Source organism: Microbacterium sp., assembly GCF_049650565.1.
Classification (GTDB): domain Bacteria; phylum Actinomycetota; class Actinomycetes; order Actinomycetales; family Microbacteriaceae; genus Microbacterium.
In genome coordinates this window covers 1-16,606 of record NZ_JBASAK010000026.1, presented here as the reverse complement: position 1 = coordinate 16,606, position 16,606 = coordinate 1, and the positions used below count along the sequence as shown (strand labels likewise).

The 16,606-nt window shown below is 68.6% G+C and carries 19 protein-coding genes and 2 pseudogenes; 8 read left to right on the top strand and 13 right to left on the bottom strand.

What is annotated here, in order from left to right:
* Positions 1-172: 172 nt before the first annotated feature.
* From WA967_RS04025 to WA967_RS04010, 4 genes are all read right to left on the bottom strand, one after another.
* Positions 173-1,069 carry an RNA polymerase sigma-70 factor gene (locus tag WA967_RS04025; RefSeq protein ID WP_424419605.1) on the bottom strand — a complete coding sequence of 299 codons (897 nt, stop codon included), beginning with the start codon at positions 1,067-1,069 and terminating at the stop codon, positions 173-175.
* Positions 1,066-1,659, bottom strand: a complete 594-nt coding sequence (locus WA967_RS04020; protein ID WP_424419604.1) for a carboxymuconolactone decarboxylase family protein — start codon at positions 1,657-1,659, stop codon at positions 1,066-1,068. The genes WA967_RS04025 and WA967_RS04020 overlap by 4 nt, the downstream gene beginning before the upstream one ends.
* Positions 1,660-1,776: 117 nt before the next feature.
* Entirely contained in the window at positions 1,777-4,785 is a 3,009-nt protein-coding gene (locus WA967_RS04015; protein WP_424419603.1) for an alpha-mannosidase, read from the bottom strand.
* Positions 4,786-4,802: 17 nt separating this feature from the next.
* A complete protein-coding gene (locus WA967_RS04010; protein WP_424419602.1) occupies positions 4,803-6,122 on the bottom strand; it encodes a glycoside hydrolase 5 family protein in 1,320 nt (439 codons plus the stop codon).
* 104 nt (positions 6,123-6,226) lie between these two features.
* Between WA967_RS04010 and WA967_RS04005 the strand changes: the two genes are divergently transcribed.
* Positions 6,227-6,703, top strand: a complete 477-nt coding sequence (locus WA967_RS04005) for an adenylyltransferase/cytidyltransferase family protein (RefSeq protein ID WP_424419601.1) — start codon at positions 6,227-6,229, stop codon at positions 6,701-6,703.
* A gap of 34 nt (positions 6,704-6,737) precedes the next feature.
* Positions 6,738-7,418 carry a hypothetical protein gene (locus tag WA967_RS04000; RefSeq protein WP_424419600.1) on the top strand — a complete coding sequence of 227 codons (681 nt, stop codon included), beginning with the start codon at positions 6,738-6,740 and terminating at the stop codon, positions 7,416-7,418.
* Between the two features lie 3 nt (positions 7,419-7,421).
* Here WA967_RS04000 and WA967_RS03995 read toward each other — a convergent pair whose 3' ends face one another.
* The 3 genes from WA967_RS03995 to WA967_RS03985 all read right to left on the bottom strand — a co-directional run bounded on the left by WA967_RS03995 (position 7,422) and on the right by WA967_RS03985 (position 8,357).
* A complete protein-coding gene (locus tag WA967_RS03995) occupies positions 7,422-7,595 on the bottom strand; it encodes a hypothetical protein (protein WP_424419599.1) in 174 nt (57 codons plus the stop codon).
* Positions 7,596-7,648: 53 nt separating this feature from the next.
* A complete protein-coding gene (locus WA967_RS03990; RefSeq protein WP_424419598.1) occupies positions 7,649-7,972 on the bottom strand; it encodes a DUF1801 domain-containing protein in 324 nt (107 codons plus the stop codon).
* A gap of 97 nt (positions 7,973-8,069) precedes the next feature.
* Positions 8,070-8,357: a hypothetical protein gene (locus WA967_RS03985; RefSeq protein ID WP_424419597.1), complete on the bottom strand. Its 288-nt coding sequence runs from the start codon at positions 8,355-8,357 to the stop codon at positions 8,070-8,072.
* A gap of 147 nt (positions 8,358-8,504) precedes the next feature.
* Here WA967_RS03985 and WA967_RS03980 point away from each other — a divergent pair, with 147 nt between their 5' ends.
* Positions 8,505-9,017, top strand: coding sequence for a hypothetical protein (locus tag WA967_RS03980; RefSeq protein WP_424419596.1), 513 nt, complete (start codon positions 8,505-8,507; stop codon positions 9,015-9,017).
* 14 nt (positions 9,018-9,031) lie between these two features.
* Positions 9,032-9,352, top strand: coding sequence for a hypothetical protein (locus tag WA967_RS03975; protein WP_424419595.1), 321 nt, complete (start codon positions 9,032-9,034; stop codon positions 9,350-9,352).
* Between the two features lie 81 nt (positions 9,353-9,433).
* On the opposite strand, the pseudogene WA967_RS03970 reads toward WA967_RS03975, so the two are convergent.
* From WA967_RS03970 to WA967_RS03960, 3 genes and pseudogenes are all read right to left on the bottom strand, one after another.
* Positions 9,434-9,529: pseudogene (locus WA967_RS03970) on the bottom strand (HhH-GPD-type base excision DNA repair protein); the annotation flags it as partial.
* Between the two features lie 5 nt (positions 9,530-9,534).
* A complete protein-coding gene (locus WA967_RS03965) occupies positions 9,535-10,320 on the bottom strand; it encodes a class I SAM-dependent DNA methyltransferase (RefSeq protein WP_424419594.1) in 786 nt (261 codons plus the stop codon).
* A 69-nt stretch (positions 10,321-10,389) separates the two neighbouring features.
* Positions 10,390-10,485: pseudogene (locus WA967_RS03960) on the bottom strand (HhH-GPD-type base excision DNA repair protein); the annotation flags it as partial.
* 85 nt (positions 10,486-10,570) lie between these two features.
* Here WA967_RS03960 and WA967_RS03955 point away from each other — a divergent pair.
* Together WA967_RS03955 and WA967_RS03950 are read left to right on the top strand one after the other, a co-directional pair.
* A complete protein-coding gene (locus WA967_RS03955) occupies positions 10,571-10,795 on the top strand; it encodes a FitA-like ribbon-helix-helix domain-containing protein (protein WP_417555181.1) in 225 nt (74 codons plus the stop codon).
* Positions 10,792-11,175, top strand: a complete 384-nt coding sequence (locus WA967_RS03950) for a type II toxin-antitoxin system VapC family toxin (protein ID WP_424419593.1) — start codon at positions 10,792-10,794, stop codon at positions 11,173-11,175. Before WA967_RS03955 ends, WA967_RS03950 begins: the two co-directional genes overlap by 4 nt.
* A 163-nt stretch (positions 11,176-11,338) precedes the next feature.
* Here WA967_RS03950 and WA967_RS03945 read toward each other — a convergent pair whose 3' ends face one another.
* From WA967_RS03945 to WA967_RS03935, 3 genes are all read right to left on the bottom strand, one after another.
* The gene (locus WA967_RS03945; protein ID WP_424419592.1) at positions 11,339-12,127 is read right to left on the bottom strand and encodes a CFI-box-CTERM domain-containing protein; all 789 of its coding nucleotides are present in this window, start codon (positions 12,125-12,127) and stop codon (positions 11,339-11,341) included.
* Between the two features lie 156 nt (positions 12,128-12,283).
* Complete coding sequence (gene arr, locus WA967_RS03940) at positions 12,284-12,691, bottom strand: NAD(+)--rifampin ADP-ribosyltransferase (RefSeq protein ID WP_424419591.1); 408 nt, start codon at positions 12,689-12,691, stop codon at positions 12,284-12,286.
* 144 nt (positions 12,692-12,835) lie between these two features.
* Entirely contained in the window at positions 12,836-14,131 is a 1,296-nt protein-coding gene (locus WA967_RS03935) for a glutamyl-tRNA reductase (RefSeq protein WP_424419590.1), read from the bottom strand.
* Positions 14,132-14,233: 102 nt separating this feature from the next.
* Here WA967_RS03935 and hemE point away from each other — a divergent pair, with 102 nt between their 5' ends.
* A complete protein-coding gene (gene hemE, locus WA967_RS03930; RefSeq protein WP_424419589.1) occupies positions 14,234-15,247 on the top strand; it encodes a uroporphyrinogen decarboxylase in 1,014 nt (337 codons plus the stop codon).
* A 38-nt stretch (positions 15,248-15,285) separates the two neighbouring features.
* On the top strand, positions 15,286-16,606 hold a 1,321-nt coding region (locus tag WA967_RS03925; RefSeq protein WP_424419588.1), incomplete at its 3' end, for a protoporphyrinogen/coproporphyrinogen oxidase.

Here is a 16,606-nt window from a genome sequence, read left to right as displayed (position 1 = left end):
GGTGTCGATGAGGTCAGAGGTGTCGTTCACGAAAGCTCCTTGTGGGTGGTCTCCACCCAGCATCGCGTACGATTCATTGCTTTTAGAGGCGGATACCCGGGAAAGAACTGCACTTCCTTCTCGAAAGGCAAAGATTCGCCGGGCTCAGCGCGAACGGCCCACCGGCGACGGGTCACCGGGCCAGCGGGATCTCCGATCCCAGCGCCTCGAGCTTTCGCGGGTTGGCCATCGAGAACACCCGGGCGATGCGGCCGTTCTCGACGGCGAAGCTCACGGCCGCCATCAGTGCGCCGCCGACCTCGATGCGCGCGGCGAGCCGGCCGTTGACCAGGATCGGCGTGACGGAGTACGGTGCGTCGAGCTTCGCGATGCTGCCGCGCAGGAACGCCACCACGCGCTCCGCCCCGTGCAGCGGGCGCCGTGCCGCGTGGCGCACCAGACCGCCGCTGTCGGTCACCGACACCACATCCGGCGCGAGCACGTCCATCAGCCCCTGCACGTCACCCGAGGCGAGGGTAGCGATGAAACGACGCACCACGCGGTCGTGCTCCGCGGCCTCCACTTCCACCCTCGGGCGGCGCGCGGCGACGTGGTCTCGGGCGCGATGCGCGATCTGCCGCACGGCCTGCGGCGTCTTGCTGACGGCATCCGCGATCTCGTCGAAAGGGATGTCGAAGACCTCGTGCAGCACGAACACGGCGCGCTCGGTGGGCGCCAGCGTCTCGAGCACGGTCAGCACCGCCAGCGACAGGCTCTCGGCGAGCACCGCGTCATCGGCCACGTCGTGGGTGGTCAGCAGTGGCTCGGGCAGCCAGTCGCCGACGTAGTCCTCCCTTCGTCGCGAGACGGTGCGCAGCAGGTTCAGCGATTGCCTGGTGACGATCCGCACGAGGTAGGCGCGCGGATCGCGCACCTGGCTGCGGTCGGCGGCCGCCCACCGCAGCCAGGACTCCTGCAGCACGTCCTCGGCATCGGCCGCCGAGCCGAGCATCTCGTACGCGACCGTGAACAACAGGCCGCGGTGCGTGACGAAGGGGTCCTGGGATGACGCGTCGCCGACACTGGTCATGACTGCGACGCTACGCCGCTCGCCGCCCGTGTGGCCAGGGGCGCCAGCCCGCAGGCATCCGCCAGTCCGTCCGAGGGGATGCCGACGGCGACGTTCATGCGGGCAGTGGCGTTCAGGTAGCCGACCTTCGCAGCCAGCTCCAGCAACGCCGGGGCACCGAGCTCGGACAGCAGCTGGGCGGAGAGCTCGTCGGTGACGGCGGGCGGGGTCTGGCTCATCGCCTCGGCGTACTCCATCACGCGCCGCTCGAGCGGGCTGAACCGGGTGGAATCGCGCCAGATCGGCACCTCGCGGGCCTTCTCCTCGGCGAGCCCGTGGTCGCGGGACATGTAGTAGTGCATGTCCAGGCAGAAGCTGCAGCCGACGGTCGCCGCGCACGCCATGGTGGCCAGGGTGCCGAGGCTCGGGTCCAGTTCGTGCCACTTCTCGGTGCGGCCGCCGAACTTCATCATGTCCATCATCACCGGCCGGTGGTGCCACATCACGCCGAGGGAGTCCGGCACCTTGCCGAGCATCCTCTTCGCCAGGGTCTTCACCACCGCGCCGTACAGACCGGTCACCGGGATGGCGGGGATGCGTGTGCTCTCCATGATCACTTCTCCTTCACGGCACGTCCGTCATGCCTTCGGGCATGAAGACACCGTCCGGCCCGGAAGTGTGACAGCCGGCAGCCGGCAGCCGGCAGCCGGCAGCGGAAGCGCCCGCCCTCAGGCCCGCGCGATGCGCAGCGTCCGCACCTCGAAGGGGTGCAGCGACAGGTCGCCACCGGTGCGGGGATCGTCCAGCTCATCCTCGATGAGAGAGATCTCGCGGATGCCGGCGTGCTCGAAGCCCACGCTCAGCGAACCCGTCGTGCGACGACCCAGCGACTCGTAGACGCGCACGATCGCATCCCCCGAGCGGTCATCGGCCAGCTTCACCGACGAGATCACGATGCCCCTGCCGGTCACCGACACCAGCGGCTCGACCTCGTGCGCGCCTCGTACCACTCGCGCGGGCGCGTTCAGCGCGATCCCCTCGGCGGTCGCGAGCTCCGCATCCGCTCCGATCACCAGCCCGACGACGATCTCGTGGTGACCGTGGTCGGTCTCCGGGTCGGGGAAGCGCGGCGCGCGCAGCAGCGACAGCCGGATGGTGGTCGTCACGTCGTCGTCATCCACTTCCCGGGTGGTGTCGTAGCCGTAGAGGGAGTCGTTCACGAGCGCGACGCCGAAGCCGTCGTCCTCCTGAGCCAGCACGAAGCGGTGCATCGAGGTCTCGAACTTCGCCGCCTCCCAGCTGGTGTTCACGTACGTGACGCGACGTTGGAATCCGAACTGCGTCTCGGCCAGCGTCTCGCGGGCGAAGACGTCGAGCGGGAACGCGAGCTTGAGCAGCTTCTCGGTCTCGTGCCAGTCGATCTCCGTGCGCAGCATCACCGTGCGCGAGCCCGGGGCCAGCGAGATGGTCTGCTTCAGCGTCGACTCCGAGAAGGCCCGCTCGACGGTGATCGTCGGCGCGCATCCCTCGACGGATGCGGTGATCGAGGTGACCTCGATGAGGTCGTCGACCCGGTTCCGGTAGTACCGGTCGATGTCCCACGCGTCCCACATGTTCGGGAAGTCCTGGTGGAGTTGGAACAGGTTCGCGGGCTTGCCCGCGGCAATGGCCTCGCGCCCACTGGCATTGTCGATGGCCGAGGTGATCAGTCCCTCCGGCGAGACCGTCACCGTGATGAGGGCGTTGGAGAGGACGTGCGATCCGTCGGCACCCTTCGAGAGTGCCCCCGGGCTCTCGGCGGCCCCGACGGCCGCGTCATGGGTGAACTCGGCGCCCAGCGCCCGTCCCGAGCCGACCGACGTCGGCGTGAGCACCAGCTCGCGGTCGCCCTCGCCGACGAGGGCCTGCGTGGCGGCATCCCGCACGACATGGGCATCCAGCAGCACTCCGGTGAGCACCTCGACGGCCTCGCGATGCACCCACGCGATCGACGTTCCGGGCAGGATGTCGTGGAACTCGTGCAGCAGCACGAGCTCCCACAGCCGGTCCAGCTCCTCGTACGGGTACTCGGCGCCCCGCTGCACGGCGGCGGTCGTCGCCCACAGCTCGGCCTCGATCAGCGCCTGCTCGGCCCAGCGGTGCAGCGCTTTGGTGGCGTGCTGGCTGGTGAGCGTGCCGCGGTGCAGTTCCAGGTACAGTTCGCCGACCCAGACGGCAGGATCCGTGAGTTCCGCGCGAGCGTCGTCGAAGAAGGCATCCGGATGCTTCCACTCGACCTGCGCGGCGCCCTCCAGCGACGCCATACGCGCGGCCTTGCCGGTCATCTCGCGAGTCGTGCCGCCGCCGCCGTCGCCCCAGCCGACCGGCGCGATGGACATGGTGGCGACTCGGTTCTCCTGGAACTGGCGCGACGCCTTGGCGACCTCGGATCCGCTCAGCTGCGAGTTGTAGGTGTCCATCGGCGGGAAGTGCGTGAACATGCGCGAGCCGTCGATGCCCTCCCACAGGAAGGAGTGGTGCGGGAACCTGTTGCGCTGGTTCCACGAGATCTTCTGGGTGAAGAACCACTCGAATCCGGCACGGCGCATCAGCTGCGGCAGGGCGGGGGAGTAGCCGAAGCTGTCCGGCAGCCACACACCCTTGGAGCGGATGCCGAACTCGCGCTCGAAGAAGCGCTGGCCGTGCGAGAACTGGCGCACCAGCGACTCGCCGGTGGGCATGACCGTGTCGGACTCCACCCACATGCCGCCCAGCGGCAGGAAGCGGCCGGCCTTCACGGCATCCTTCACCCGGGCGTACACCTCGGGGCGGTGCTCCTTGAGCCAGGCGTACTGCTGGGCGCTGGACATGCCGTACAGGAAATCGGGCTGCTCGTCGATGAGCGTGGTCATCGACGAGGTCGTGCGGGCGACCTTGCGGATGGTCTCGCGCACCGGCCACAGCCAGGCGGAGTCGATGTGGGCGTGGCCGATGGCGGCGATGCGGTGCGCGCTGGCATCCGCGGGCGAGGCCAGCACGCCGGCGAGCTGCTGTCTGGCGAGCGGTGCGGTCTCGACGATGTGCTGCAGGTCCAGCACGTCGAGCGCGTCGTCGAGGGCCTGCAGGATGCGCATGCGGCGCGGCCCGGTCTCGGGCAGCTCCGCCTGCAGCTCGATGAGCACCTCCAGGTCGAGGGCCAGCTCGAACACCGACTCCTCGAACACCGCCAGGTCCATGTGCCGCACGCGATACAGCGGCTCGGGGGAGGAGGTGCGGATGTCGCCCTCCTGCGTGGGCAGGAAGGGGTGGTAGTCCAGGAGCACCGGGTTGGAGGCGCCCTCCAGGTAGAACTCCACGGCGGAGCCCGGCGCCGCGTCGATGGCCAGCCACTGATTGCGGGGGTTGATGCTCTTCAGCGGCGTGCCGTCGGGGCGGTACGCCAGGGCCTCGCACTGGAAGCCCGGCATGTTGATGTCGAAGCCCAGGTCGATGAGCGCCTCGACCTTCTTGCCGGCCCAATCCGCGGGTACCTCGCCGCGCAGGCGGAACCACGTGGTGCCCCAGGCCGGCCCCCACATGCTGCCTGCCTCGAAGGGCTGGTAGTCCAGCGCGATCCCCTCGGCGGGGGAGACGGGCTCGCCGGGCAGCGCGTTCGAGGCGATCTCCAGCGGCACCCGGGTGGAGTGGATGGCCGGGCGCACGCGCTCGGTGAGCACGCGATTCACACGGCCGACGGTGAGGGAGGTCTCTTCGTGCACGGCGGGCTCCTTGCGATTCAGGCGGAGGCGGCGGGGTCGATGACGGTGTTGCTCGACGCGTAGGTGCGCGATCCGGTGGCCAGGCCGGGGCGTACCAGCTCGGTGATGCCCCGGTTCGCGAGGATGGCTGCATCCGCGGCATCCGTCGAGGTGATGAAAGCCGGATCAGCACCCGCCTCGCACGCGTCCACCCAGCTCTGGAAGATCGCGCCGCCGGGACTCATCGCGGCACGGCTGAGGGGGAGATCCGTCTCGTCCACCTCGATGACGATGCCCAGCGTGCGCGTCGGAGCGGGACGGCGCTCGCGCAGCTCGGGGATGATCTCGGCGAAGCGACGGCCGATGGGTTTCGCGGCGCCGCCGTTCTCGATCAGCCCCAGCGAGTACTCGAGCTCGGGGAAGTCGGCCAGCGCCCTGCTCACGTCGTGGGAGCACCACCAGGTGATGCCCCACAGGTTCTCGGTGCGCACGGCGCTGCGCACCGTCGCCTCCAGGAAGTCCGGAGTCTCGGCATCCGCAAGACAGTTCGACGGCGCCCCCACTTCCTGCAGCCAGGTGACGCGTCCGGGATCGGTCGTGAACGCGCGAGAGAGCTCGATCAGGTACTCGGCGTGACGATCGGATGCCGTGGAGCGCCCTCCGTAGCGCTGTGCGGTGCCGTTGAAGATCCAGGAATGCACGGTCGTCATCGCCCCCAGCCGTGCGGCGAGCGCTGGCGTGAACGCATGGCCGTCCAGGTACCAGGCCACGTCGTACTCGCTGTGCACGTGCTGCCGATCGGGGGCGCCGCGCTCTGCGGCATCCAGCAGCGTCGTGATCCAGTTCTCGGCCTCGGCGGTGGTCAGCGGCCACGGTGACGGGTGCACCGAGGCCGAGAACTGGTTGGTCTCATTGCCGGTCGTGAAGCCCAGGAAGCTGTCGGCACCCGCCAGTGCCGCACCCAGCCGCTCGACCAGAGCGGCCTGACCGCTGAGCGCCTCGGGGTGCGTGAACATGTTCTTGTCGTGCCAGGTGTACAGCCAGGACGGGATGAAGTCGAAACTCGACAGGTGCCCCTGGATCACGTCCACGCTGGCGTCCAGGTCGAACTCGGCCGCGGCATCCACCACGGCGCGCACATCGGCGACGGCCTGCTCGCGGATCAGCGTGCGGTTGGGCTGCAGCACTGGCCACAGCGGGAAGATGCGCACATGATCCAGACCCAGCTCCGCCAGACCGGCGAAGTCGCGGCGGACGTCGTCCAGGTTCAGAGACAGCCACGAGTGCATCCAGTCCTTCGACGGCGTGTAATTGGCGCCGAAGCGCACCGGTGCACTGGGGTCGAGCGTGGTCGGCATCCTCGAATCGTACCCGCGGGCGCGTAGGCGGGGAGGCGAGTGTGTATCCCCGCCCGGTAGAATCCCTCTGATCGCGCTGTGGGGGCGCTGCGAAGGGATGCAGGATGACGGAGACCACTGTGAAGAAGCACCAGGACTACAACCCGGGCCCCCGGGTGGGCATCACGTTCTCAACCTTCGACCTGCTGCACGCCGGGCACATCATGATGCTCGCCGAGGCCAAGCGGCAGTGTGACTACTTGATCTGCGGCCTGCAGATGGACCCGACGCTGGACCGCCCCGAGAAGAACGCTCCGACCCAGACGGTCGTCGAGCGCTACATCCAGCTGCGCGGCTGCGAGTATGTCGACGAGATCGTGCCGTACTCCACCGAGCAGGACCTCGAGGACATCCTGCGCTCCTTCAAGCTCGACGTGCGCATCGTCGGCGACGAGTACATCGACCGCGATTTCACGGGTCGCGCGTACTGCGAGGAGGCCGGCATCGAGCTGTACTTCAACAGCCGCGACCACCGCTTCTCCAGCTCGGGTCTGCGCAGGATCGTCGCGGCCAAGGAGGCCGAGCGCGTCGCGCGCGGCTGACTCGGAGAGCGTGCCGCAGGGATAACCTGACGGCATGATCGAGGTGGCTGCAGGCAGTGCACACGCGGCGCGGGAGCGTCGACGGACCTGGATGCTGGGCGGCGGGCTGCTCGCGGCGTCGGCTCTGCTGAGTCTCGCGATGCGCGGTTCGTTCTTCCTCCCGACAGTGCCGTTCGTCTCGCCGCCGGATGTGCTGTTCGCCGCGGGCGCGGTGGTCTTCGCCGTTGGTCTGGGGCGCTCGGGCAGCGTCACCGGGCGCCGTCCGCTGGGGACATCGGCCGTCGTAGGTCTGGCGGTGTGGCTGCTGCTGGCACCACCGCTGTTGAGTGTGCTTCAGCCGGAGATCTCGATGGGGGCGGATGCTGCGGAGCGGACCGATCTTCTGGTGCTCTCGGCGATGCTGAGCATCACGGGCGAGGTGATCGCGCTGGCCCTCGCGATCGTCGGCGTCATGCAGATCGGCCGGGGAGGCGTCGTTCCGCAGCCGTGGCAGTGGGCGCCGCTGTGGGCGCTGCTCGCAGTCGTCGCAGTGCGCGTCCTGCGATCAGGGTTCCTGTTCGGCCAGCAGGGCCTGGGGCAGGAGGCTCTCGTCGTGTTGGACGGTACGGGCGCGCTCCTCGAGGCCGTCGCGGTCGGGTTCCTCGGTGTATTGGCGATGGTCCTCGCCGCACGCCCGTCGTCGGGCTCGACGATGATCTACAGCTCGGGGGAGTGAGCGTCACTCACCATCGACGGGGCCGGATCGCACGACGAATCCGAGGGAGCGGGCGTAGTCCTCCTTCACGATGTCGAGGTGCGCGGAGCTCTCCAATGCTCCCACCTGCGGGAGCGACCGCAACTCCTCGAGTACGGACAGCGCTCCGGCCGACGACGAAGAAGAAGCCCTTGACACTGCGGGAGACGGCGCGACCGATTCGCCGGTCAACCGTCCGGAGGGCGTCCGCGTCAGCCGGTGACGGTGAGCACGGCGTGCTCGTCGCCGCCGTCCTCCGCCCAGCGCAGAGAGGCGGTCAGGATGCCGCGCAGCACCTCGAGGTCGATCTCCTCCAGATCCTTGATGTACAGGCATCCGACGCCGGTGGTGTGCGGACCGAGACGGGCGAGATCGTGGGCGTGCGCGGCCGTCGACTCCAGGTACAGCGTCGAAGCCGCCTTGCGCGGCGCGAACGCCAGCAGCGGCATGTCGCCCTCGGTGCCGGTGGGGTAGCGGTAGTGGCAGTTGCCGAAGCCGACGATCGTGCCCCACAGCTCGGGTTCGCGGCCGGACACCGCCTGTGCAGTAGCGCAGTCAGGGTCTCGGCGTCACGACGGCGCTTGGCGGGGGTGACTCCGGCGAGGAAGGCGGCGACGCTGCCGCCGGTCGGCCTCACTCCGCGGCCTTCGCCGCCTTGGCGGCGGCCTTCATCGCCTTCTTGTGCTCGCGCACCTTAGCCAGCGATTCGGGCGAGACGATGTCGGCGACGCTGCGGTCCTGGGCGGTGGCGGCGACGGTCGCGGCATCCGTCGCCTCGGTGCGCTGCTGGATCTTCAGGGGGCCTGCGAACGCGGTCTCCATCGGCACCTGCTGGTCCAGGAGCATCCCGACCAGCAGCGCGAGCGGGTTCTCGGTCAGCAGTTCGTCGGCGGCGGTGTCTCCGGTGATGTGAAGGGACATCGTGCAAGTCTGCCATTCGTTGCAGCTGTCCTTGGTGCCTTGTTGTGCGCACTGGGTGTGGGTGTGGGCAGAGTCCGTCAAGGCATCGATCACATATTGACATCTGTTCCATATATACGATAGATTCGTCGCTTGAAAGGAGTGGACATGGACGCCGTGCAGCAGATCACAGTGCCCGTCCCAGCGGAGCGTGTGAGCGAGTTCTATAGATGGTTCGCCGACTGGTGCGAAGGCGCGGAAGGTCAGGTTTCGATTGCCGCGGTTCGAGAGACGACTACGTCGAACGAGGGCAGCGTGATAGATGAAAATGACGATCTCGTCCAGGCTGGTGCCCGATGGTGGCGACTTCTGACTCTGTCGGAGCGCGCCATCTGGAATATGTGGATTGATGCCGCCCCCGGCCTTGTTCCCGACAGTGAGATTGTCAAGCAGCTCAACCTTCGTGATGCGGGCAGCATTCGCGGAAAGATCAATCGGCTTGCCGGCAAGGGCAGCGCGGCGGGCTTTCCGGTGGGATGGCAGAGTCACGTTATCGACCCAATGACTGGGAGCAGGATGTACGGCCTCCGAGACATGGACCAGAAAGACCATGATCCGGGCTTGGCTGCAAGTGAGTATGCAGCCATCCTCAGAAAGGCGCGAGTAGTCGCGCAAGGTTAGGAAGAGTAGAGCAGATGGCCAACAACAACGTCAAGACTTGGTACTCGATCGGATCGGCGTGGCTGGGCCGGGGGCTTCCCGATGCCAATCTTCCCCTTCTGCGTCGTGTGACCGAGGCAATCTCCATCGATCGCTTTGAGTGGACGCCAGGGAGGGACCACGTCGTGGCAATTCGTCGCGATGGGCGGAGGCCGCTCAAGATTTACTACGGTTTCACAACGGGATTCAAATCTGAGGAAGAGATCCTTGAGGTCGTCGGCGACGTCCACCGGTGGCCGACATCTAAGACTCGTCGGAACTGGGGCATAACGCACCCGGAGAACAAGATTCGATGACCTGGTGGGCTCGGGCGGCTGCTCACGGCGACCTCTAGCGCAAAACCGGCCGCGCCGACCCGCATCACCGCATGGTTAGCACACCTGCTGGTCGAGCAGCATCCCTGTGAGAAGTGCGAGCGGATTGTTCGTGAGCAGATCGTCGGCGGCGGTGTCTCCGGTGATGTGAAGGGCCATGGGCTCTATCCTCTCTCACGACCGGATGTCGGTGCGCAGACGCAGAGTTGGATTGGCGAGTCCGCTGCGAAGGGGGCGCCATCCCAGCCGCCGAAGCGCTCGACCAGCCGGAGTCCGGCGTTTTCGAGAAGTAATGGCAGCTCCTGGGGGAAGATGCTCCGCACCTCGAGCGACACCTTCTGGAAGTCGGGTTCCGAGTCTGTCGAGAAGTACCACGTTCCGCGAGTCACTTGCGCGGCGGCATCGTAGGCGTCGTCGACGTCGACCTGGACGTCGCCGCGGTCGGGATCGGTAAAAGAGGTGCGCGGACGCCACATCCCGTCGGCGCCAGCCAGAAGCCGCACGTTCGGATTGAAGACGTCGAATGCGAATCGCCCGCCCGGTGCGAGGTGCCGTCTGACTGCGCGAAAGCACTGCACGATGGCGTCGGCGTCGTGCAGGTGCAGCAGGGCGTTGGCCGCGATGAAGATGAGGTCGAACTCGCCGCCCAGGTCGAAGTCACGCATGTCGCCTTGCAGCCACTCGACTGACACGCCTCGCTCATCGGCCTTCCGGCGCGCCTCGGCCAGCATGTCCGGCGACAGGTCGAGTCCGACGCTCGGGTTCCCATCGGCCGCGATCGGGATCAGCTTGTGCCCCGTGCCGCATCCGAGTTCGAGCACGCGCCCTCGCTTGCCGTCGGCTTCGGCGCGGTAGAAATTGACTGCCGCTTCGTCGGCCGGAAACAACAGATCGTACAATCTCGCGTCCGAGTACAACTCCTGTGTCATTCGGGCCTCCTGGGTGCCCATGCTCTCACGACTGTGTCAGAGTGTGCGCTGACGCGGTTCGGGGGAGTCACGCTCACCGCATGGTTAGCGCACCTGCTGGCCCAGCAGCATCCGCACCAGCAGCGCCAGTGGGTTGTTCGTGAGCAGGTCGTCGGCGGCGGTGTCTCCGGTGACGTGAAGGGCCATGCCGACAGTCTGGCATCGCGGAGGCGTAGGGAGAAGCAGGTCTACGTGATAGGCATGTAATCTGCATGTGAGGTATGCTTATTGCATGACGACGATCCAGGTTCGCAACGTCTCCGAGGAGACGAGCCGCGCGCTCAAGGCCAAGGCTGCGCTCGAGGGGCGCTCGCTGAGCGACTATCTGCTGCGTGAACTCGATCGCATCGCCACACGCCCGAGTCGAGCCGAGCTGCTGGAGCGGATCGCGAGCCGTGGTGTCGCCACGCTGGAACCGGCAGCACAGGTGCTCGCCGAGCAGCGGCCTGGTCGATGACGTTCGTCGTCGATGCATCTGCGGTCGCCGAGATCCTGTTCGGAACCGAGGCAGGGCAAAGGGCGGCCGCACTGATAGGCGGGCATGAGCTGCTGGCGCCACAGCACCTCACGGCTGAGGTCGCCTCCGTCATCCGTGGATGGTCGCTCAGTCGGCAGATCACCGACGAGCAGGCCCTGCGAGCGCTCGGCGAGTTCGACGCTCTCGGCGTCGAGCTGGTGCCCATGATGTCGATGCTGCCTGCCGTGTACGCCCTGCGGCACAATGTGAGCTCCTACGACGCCATGTACGTCGTGCTCGCGCGCGCGGCGCAGTGCTCACTGCTGACCCTCGATGCTCGTCTCGCTGCGGCTGCCCCTGATTGCGCGCTGCTCCCGTGATCCGTTGCCGCCTGTTCCTTGCCGGTCGAGTCATCTCATCGGCGTCGCGCGGGCGGGTTCAGATCTCTCGATTCCGTCGCGGCGCGCTGGGCTACGTCCGCGACTGCAGATGCTGCACAAGGCCGTCGAGGCGGCCTCGAATCCAAGCGCTCAGAAGCCGGTGCTACGGGAGATGGCGAGCAAGACTCGGGCTCACGGCGTAGTAGAAGGCGATGAAGCCGCGTCCGAGGAACGTGGGCTGAAGGCGCTCGTCGCGGAACTTGCGGAGCACCATGACCTCAGGCGCTTCGTAGCTTCCATAAACCGCAGTCGCCACATAGCATCCGCCGGACTTCTTCGCGACAGCGGACTGCGAGGACGGCTGACGATGCTGCGGGCGAGGGCCTTCGAGTTCAGCCTTCATCGACGAGTACGTCCTCGGGAGGACGTACTCGGGATTCCCGGCGAACGCCTGAAGCCTGTCCCGGCAGGACTGCTCGGCCTGCATCGCTTCGAGGACGTCGCCCAGGTCGTCGTGAGGCGGGTACGGCAGCTGCTCGAACTGGCGAGCGATCGGATATCGCTCATAGGTGTCGATCGCCTTTCGGATGATGGCGACCGCTCCCGCCGCATCGCCGCCCACGAGCGCCGTCTTCCAGAGATTGCGCAGGTTGCCGAGGTCGTAGTGTCCGTCGATGCGGAACGACTCGATCGTCTTCTCTGCTGATGCGAAGAACTGGCCTCTTCGCTTCAGATCGGTCGCCTCCCACCTGAGCTCAGCCGAGCGGGAGGCTTCGAACCGATCAGACTCGACGAATTCTCCTCCGCCGGTTCGCCAGCCGACGCCGATGCCGGTGCGCCCGCTGGCCTTGTCCTCGTCAGACATCCGCTTGAGTTCGACACGGCCGAGGAGCCCCTCGTTCACATAAGGCATCATCGGCGTATCAAGCTCGGCCACGAACGCGTGAATCAAGTCCCTCAGCTCTTCGAACTTGCCGTCAGGTGTCCATACCATGTGGTGTCGATCCTCTCCGCGCTCGGCATCGGCTTCGGCGCGAGCAGACCGCGGCGTGCGGCTTCAGCGTTCGCGCCAGCATAGCTGCTGGGGCATCCGGTGCAGTGGGCTTCCTCAGTTGATGATCTCGCCGCGGGTCTCGATGATGGCGGCGATGCGGTCGCGCCACCCCTGCAGGACCTCGGGCTCCAGGCGCGTCCAGTCGTGCACCTCCTCGATCACGCGCAGCGGTGCGCTGGTGCGGTAGGAGCGGGTCGGGTTGCCGGGGAACTTCTTGTCGGTCACGTTCGGGTCGTTCTCGAACGCGCCGGTCGGCTCGACCAGGTAGACGTGAGGCTCGCCATCGACGGCGGCGATCTCGGCTGCCAGGCCCGCGCCGTCGCGCAGTGCCGTGAAGTACACGTGGTTCATCAGGATCTCGGGCCGGTAGTTCGACGGGAATCCGGCCGTCAGCAGGTCGCCGGGCTGCAGCGCGGCTGCCGTGCCGTGGAAGAAGGGGCCGTCGTCCAGCGCGTCGCTCATCATGACAGTGTGGCAGGCGCGAGACGACGTGCGCCTGACGCGGAGATGTGCGCCTCGCGCGGAGAGATTCCCGGAATCCGTCCGCGTCAAGCGCACAAGTCCGGGCGAAGCGCTCGGCTCAGAAGAGCAGGCGGATGCCGGGGATCAGGCGATCTCGGATGCTGCGGATGCCGCGGGCGCCTCCGGCGTCAGGCCGTACAGCGTCTCCAGCGCGGTGAGGAACTCGTCGCCGCGGCCCTGCACGGCCAGCTCGTGGGCGCGTGTGGTGGGCGTGTGCAGCAGCACGCCGGCGAGGTGCCGCATGGCCTGCTCCACCAGGCCGTCGTCGTCGCCGCGGTTGCGCGCGCGCTGGATCTCGGCCTCCAGCAGCGTGAAGATGTGGGTGCGCAGCGCCACCACGGCCGGAGTCACGACGGCACGCGAGCGCACGGCGCGGAAGTCCTCGGCGGCCTCGCGCACCACGGCGCGCGCGGCCTCCGTGGCCTGCAGCTCCTCCAGCGGCGCGTGCAGGCGGACGGTCTCCAGATCCAGCAGGGCCACGCCCTCGAGCTGGGCGACGGCGGGGTCGACGTTGCGCGGCATCCCCAGGTCGATGACCAGCTGCGACGAGGAGTGCGAGACGGGGCAGGTGACCTGGGTCGCCGAGCCCGTCGACACGGCGTCTCCCGCCGGGCGCTGCAACTGCTCCGGTCCCAGCACCGGCTCGGTGACCGAGGTGCAGGTGATCAGCAGCGACGACTCGCGGGCCGCGGACGCGTACTCATCGGCGAGAACCGCCCGGATGCCGTGTTTCTTGGCGAACAGCTCGGCCCGGCCCGAGGGGGAGTACACCCGGATGTCGGCGGCGCCGCGCTCGCGCAGCGTGGCCAGGGTGACGGCGGCATATGCGCCGGTGCCCACCAGCAGCACGCGCTCGGCGGACCAGTCGGCGATGCGGCTGTCTGCCAGCTCCAGCGCCAGTCGCACCAGCGACCGGCCCGCGCGCTGCAGCGCGGTGACGTTCTTCACTCGGCGCTGCGCCTGGCTGGCACGCTGGAACAGGCGCTCGAGGGCGGGGGAGGTGGTGCCCTGCTTGCGCGCGCCGGTCAGCGCCCGGCGCACCTGGCCGGCGATCTCACCCTCGCCGGAGACGACGGATTCCAGGCCGGATGCCACGGCGAACAAGTGCTCGGCCACACGCCCGTCCTCGATCACGCGATACGAGCCGTCGAGGTCGACGGAGGGGACGCCGGTGGCCTGCTCGACGGCATCCATCACGGCATCCGAACCGAGGCCATCGGCCTCGACGTAGGCCTCGAAGCGGTTGCAGGTGGCGAGCACGACGGCTCCCTGCGCGCCGGCTTCGATGAGGGTCGGGGCGACGGTCTGGGGATTGCGGCTGAGACGTTCGAGCAGTTCGAAGGAAGCGGTCTTGTGACTCGCGGTGACGCAGAACAGCACCCCTCCACGGTACGCCGAGTCTCTATGAGAGGCATCCCAGGGATGCCTTACCTATGCCCCGCGCATATCGAACGCATAGCCGCCGATGAAAGGATCAGAGGCATGAGTGATCTGCTGCGCGCGCTTTCAGGTGAGAAGCCCGAGCGCACCCCCGTCTGGTTCATGCGTCAGGCCGGACGGTCTCTGCCCGAGTACCGCGAGCTGCGGGTCGGCACGCGGATGCTGGACGCCTGCCTCACCCCCGACCTGGCCGCCGAGATCACCCTGCAGCCCGTTCGCCGGCACGGCGTGGACGCCGCGGTGTTCTTCAGCGACATCGTCATCCCGTTGCGCCTGGCGGGCGTCGACGTGGAGATCGTGCCCGGCCGCGGCCCGGTGTTCGGGAGCCCGGTGCGCACCGCGGAGGATGTGACGCGCATCACCACCATCGACCCCGCGAACGTGGACGGCACCGCCATCGCCGAGGCCGTCCGCATCGTCACGGCCGAGCTCGGCGAGACCCCGCTGATCGGCTTCGCCGGCGCCCCGTTCACCCTGGCCGCCTACCTGATCGAGGGCGGGCCCTCCAAGGATCACCTGCGCGCCCGCGCCATGATGCACGCCGATCCCGAGTCGTGGGAGAAGCTGGCGGGCTGGCTGGCGGGCATCTCGCGGCGGTTCCTCGAGATCCAGCGGGATGCCGGGGCGCAGGTCGTGCAGCTGTTCGACTCCTGGGCCGGATCCCTCAGCCCCGCCGACTACCGCGACCACGTCGCCCCGCACTCGAGGGCCGCGCTGGACGGCATCGGCGTGCCGACCATCCACTTCGGCGTGGGCACCGGCCCGTTCCTGGCCGACATGAAACTGGACGGCGCGGCATCCGCGGTGGGAGTGGACTGGCGGATGCCGCTCGACGACGCCATCCGCCTCCTCGGCCCCGACGCGGTCGTGCAGGGCAACATCGACTCCGCGCTGCTGCAGGCTCCGTGGCCGGTGCTCGAGGCGCACGTGCGCGATGTGATCGCCCGCGGCGCGGGTGCCAAGGGCCACATCCTCAACCTCGGTCACGGCGTGCCGCCCGAGACCGACCCCGACCAGCTCACCCGCATCGTGCGCCTCGCGCACGGCGAGCTCTGACCCGGCGCGCCCGTGGCGCCGGATGGGAGAATCGAGCCATGAGCTCCGAGCACCCGGCCGACCTCGCCGCACGGGCGGCTGACCAGCACGTCGTCGTCATCGGCGGCGGCATCGGAGGGCTCGTCGCGGCCCGGGAATGCGCCAAGGTCGGCATCCGCGTCACCGTGCTCGAGGCGGCCTCGCAGCTGGGCGGCAGCATCCGCCGTGCCGAGCTGGACGGGATCGTCATCGACGCCGGCGCCGAGAGCTTCGCCACCCGCGGCGGGCATGTGCGGGCTCTGGTGGACGAGCTGGGGCTGTCGGATGCGGTGGTCGCTCCCGAGGGCGGCGGCGCCTGGCTCAGCGGCATCCCGGATGCCCCGGACGCGCCCCTCCCTGTGGGCGGGCTGCTGGGCATCCCCGCCAACCCGTTCCAGGAGGACGTGCGCGCCGTCATCGGCTGGCGGGGCGTCTGGCGCGCCTACGTCGACCGGCTGCGCCCGCCGCTGACCATCGGGCACGAGAAGAGCCTGGGCAGGCTCGTCACCACTCGCATGGGCGCGCGCGTGCGCGACCGGCTGGTCGCCCCGATCACCGCCGGGGTGTACTCCGCGCTCCCCGAGGACGTCGACGTCGACGCCGCCGCTCCCGGGCTCAACGCCGCGCTCACCCGTGTGGGATCGCTCAGCGGAGCCGTGCTGAGCCTGCAGGGCGAGCGCGCGGGCAAGGCTCCGGGAGCGGCCGTGCTGGGCATCGACGGCGGGATGGGCCGGCTCGTCGACGCGCTGCGCGCGAACCTCGAGACCTACGGCGCCGACGTGCGCACCGACGCCCGCGTGACCGCACTGACCCGCGACGGCGAGGGCTGGACGGTCGAGCTCGAGCAGACCGAGGAGCCGGATGCCGACGAGCCGCGCGATCCTGGCATCGTGACCGCCTCCGCCGTCATCGTCGCGACCTCCGAGCCCGCGGCTCGCGCCCTGCTCGCCCCGCACGTCACCGGGCTGAGCGACCCCGGGGCCGCACCCGAGATCGAGATCGTCTCGCTGCTGCTGGACGCCCCCGAGCTCGACGCGAACCCGCGCGGCAGCGGCGTGCTCACGGTTCCCGGCAGCCACACGGCCAAGGCGCTCACGCACTCCACGGCGAAGTGGGGCTGGTTGCGTCGCGCCGCCGACGGCAATCACATCGTGCGCGTCTCCTTCGGCGCGCAGGGGGAGCCTGCGGCGACGGCCTCCCTCGATGACGATGCCGCCGCTCGGCTGGCGCTCGCCGAGGCATCCGCTCTGCTGGGCGTCCCTCTGGAACCCGCGCAGCTGCGCGCGGCGCACCGTGCGCGCTTCGTGCAGTCCCAGCCCACCTCCCTCATCGGCGCGGCGG

What these genes read in the sequence shown, in the direction of transcription:
- WA967_RS04025 (WP_424419605.1), bottom strand. Translation starts at nt 1,069, where the DNA reads ATGACCAGTGTCGGCGACGCGTCATCCCAGGACCCCTTCGTCACGCAC.
- WA967_RS04020 (WP_424419604.1), bottom strand. Translation starts at nt 1,659, where the DNA reads ATGGAGAGCACACGCATCCCCGCCATCCCGGTGACCGGTCTGTACGGC.
- WA967_RS04010 (WP_424419602.1), bottom strand. Translation starts at nt 6,122, where the DNA reads ATGCCGACCACGCTCGACCCCAGTGCACCGGTGCGCTTCGGCGCCAAT.
- WA967_RS04005 (WP_424419601.1), top strand. Translation starts at nt 6,227, where the DNA reads ATGACGGAGACCACTGTGAAGAAGCACCAGGACTACAACCCGGGCCCC.
- WA967_RS04000 (WP_424419600.1), top strand. Translation starts at nt 6,738, where the DNA reads ATGATCGAGGTGGCTGCAGGCAGTGCACACGCGGCGCGGGAGCGTCGA.
- WA967_RS03985 (WP_424419597.1), bottom strand. Translation starts at nt 8,357, where the DNA reads ATGTCCCTTCACATCACCGGAGACACCGCCGCCGACGAACTGCTGACC.
- WA967_RS03980 (WP_424419596.1), top strand. Translation starts at nt 8,505, where the DNA reads ATGGACGCCGTGCAGCAGATCACAGTGCCCGTCCCAGCGGAGCGTGTG.
- WA967_RS03975 (WP_424419595.1), top strand. Translation starts at nt 9,032, where the DNA reads ATGGCCAACAACAACGTCAAGACTTGGTACTCGATCGGATCGGCGTGG.
- WA967_RS03965 (WP_424419594.1), bottom strand. Translation starts at nt 10,320, where the DNA reads ATGGGCACCCAGGAGGCCCGAATGACACAGGAGTTGTACTCGGACGCG.
- WA967_RS03955 (WP_417555181.1), top strand. Translation starts at nt 10,571, where the DNA reads ATGACGACGATCCAGGTTCGCAACGTCTCCGAGGAGACGAGCCGCGCG.
- WA967_RS03950 (WP_424419593.1), top strand. Translation starts at nt 10,792, where the DNA reads ATGACGTTCGTCGTCGATGCATCTGCGGTCGCCGAGATCCTGTTCGGA.
- arr (WP_424419591.1), bottom strand. Translation starts at nt 12,691, where the DNA reads ATGAGCGACGCGCTGGACGACGGCCCCTTCTTCCACGGCACGGCAGCC.
- hemE (WP_424419589.1), top strand. Translation starts at nt 14,234, where the DNA reads ATGAGTGATCTGCTGCGCGCGCTTTCAGGTGAGAAGCCCGAGCGCACC.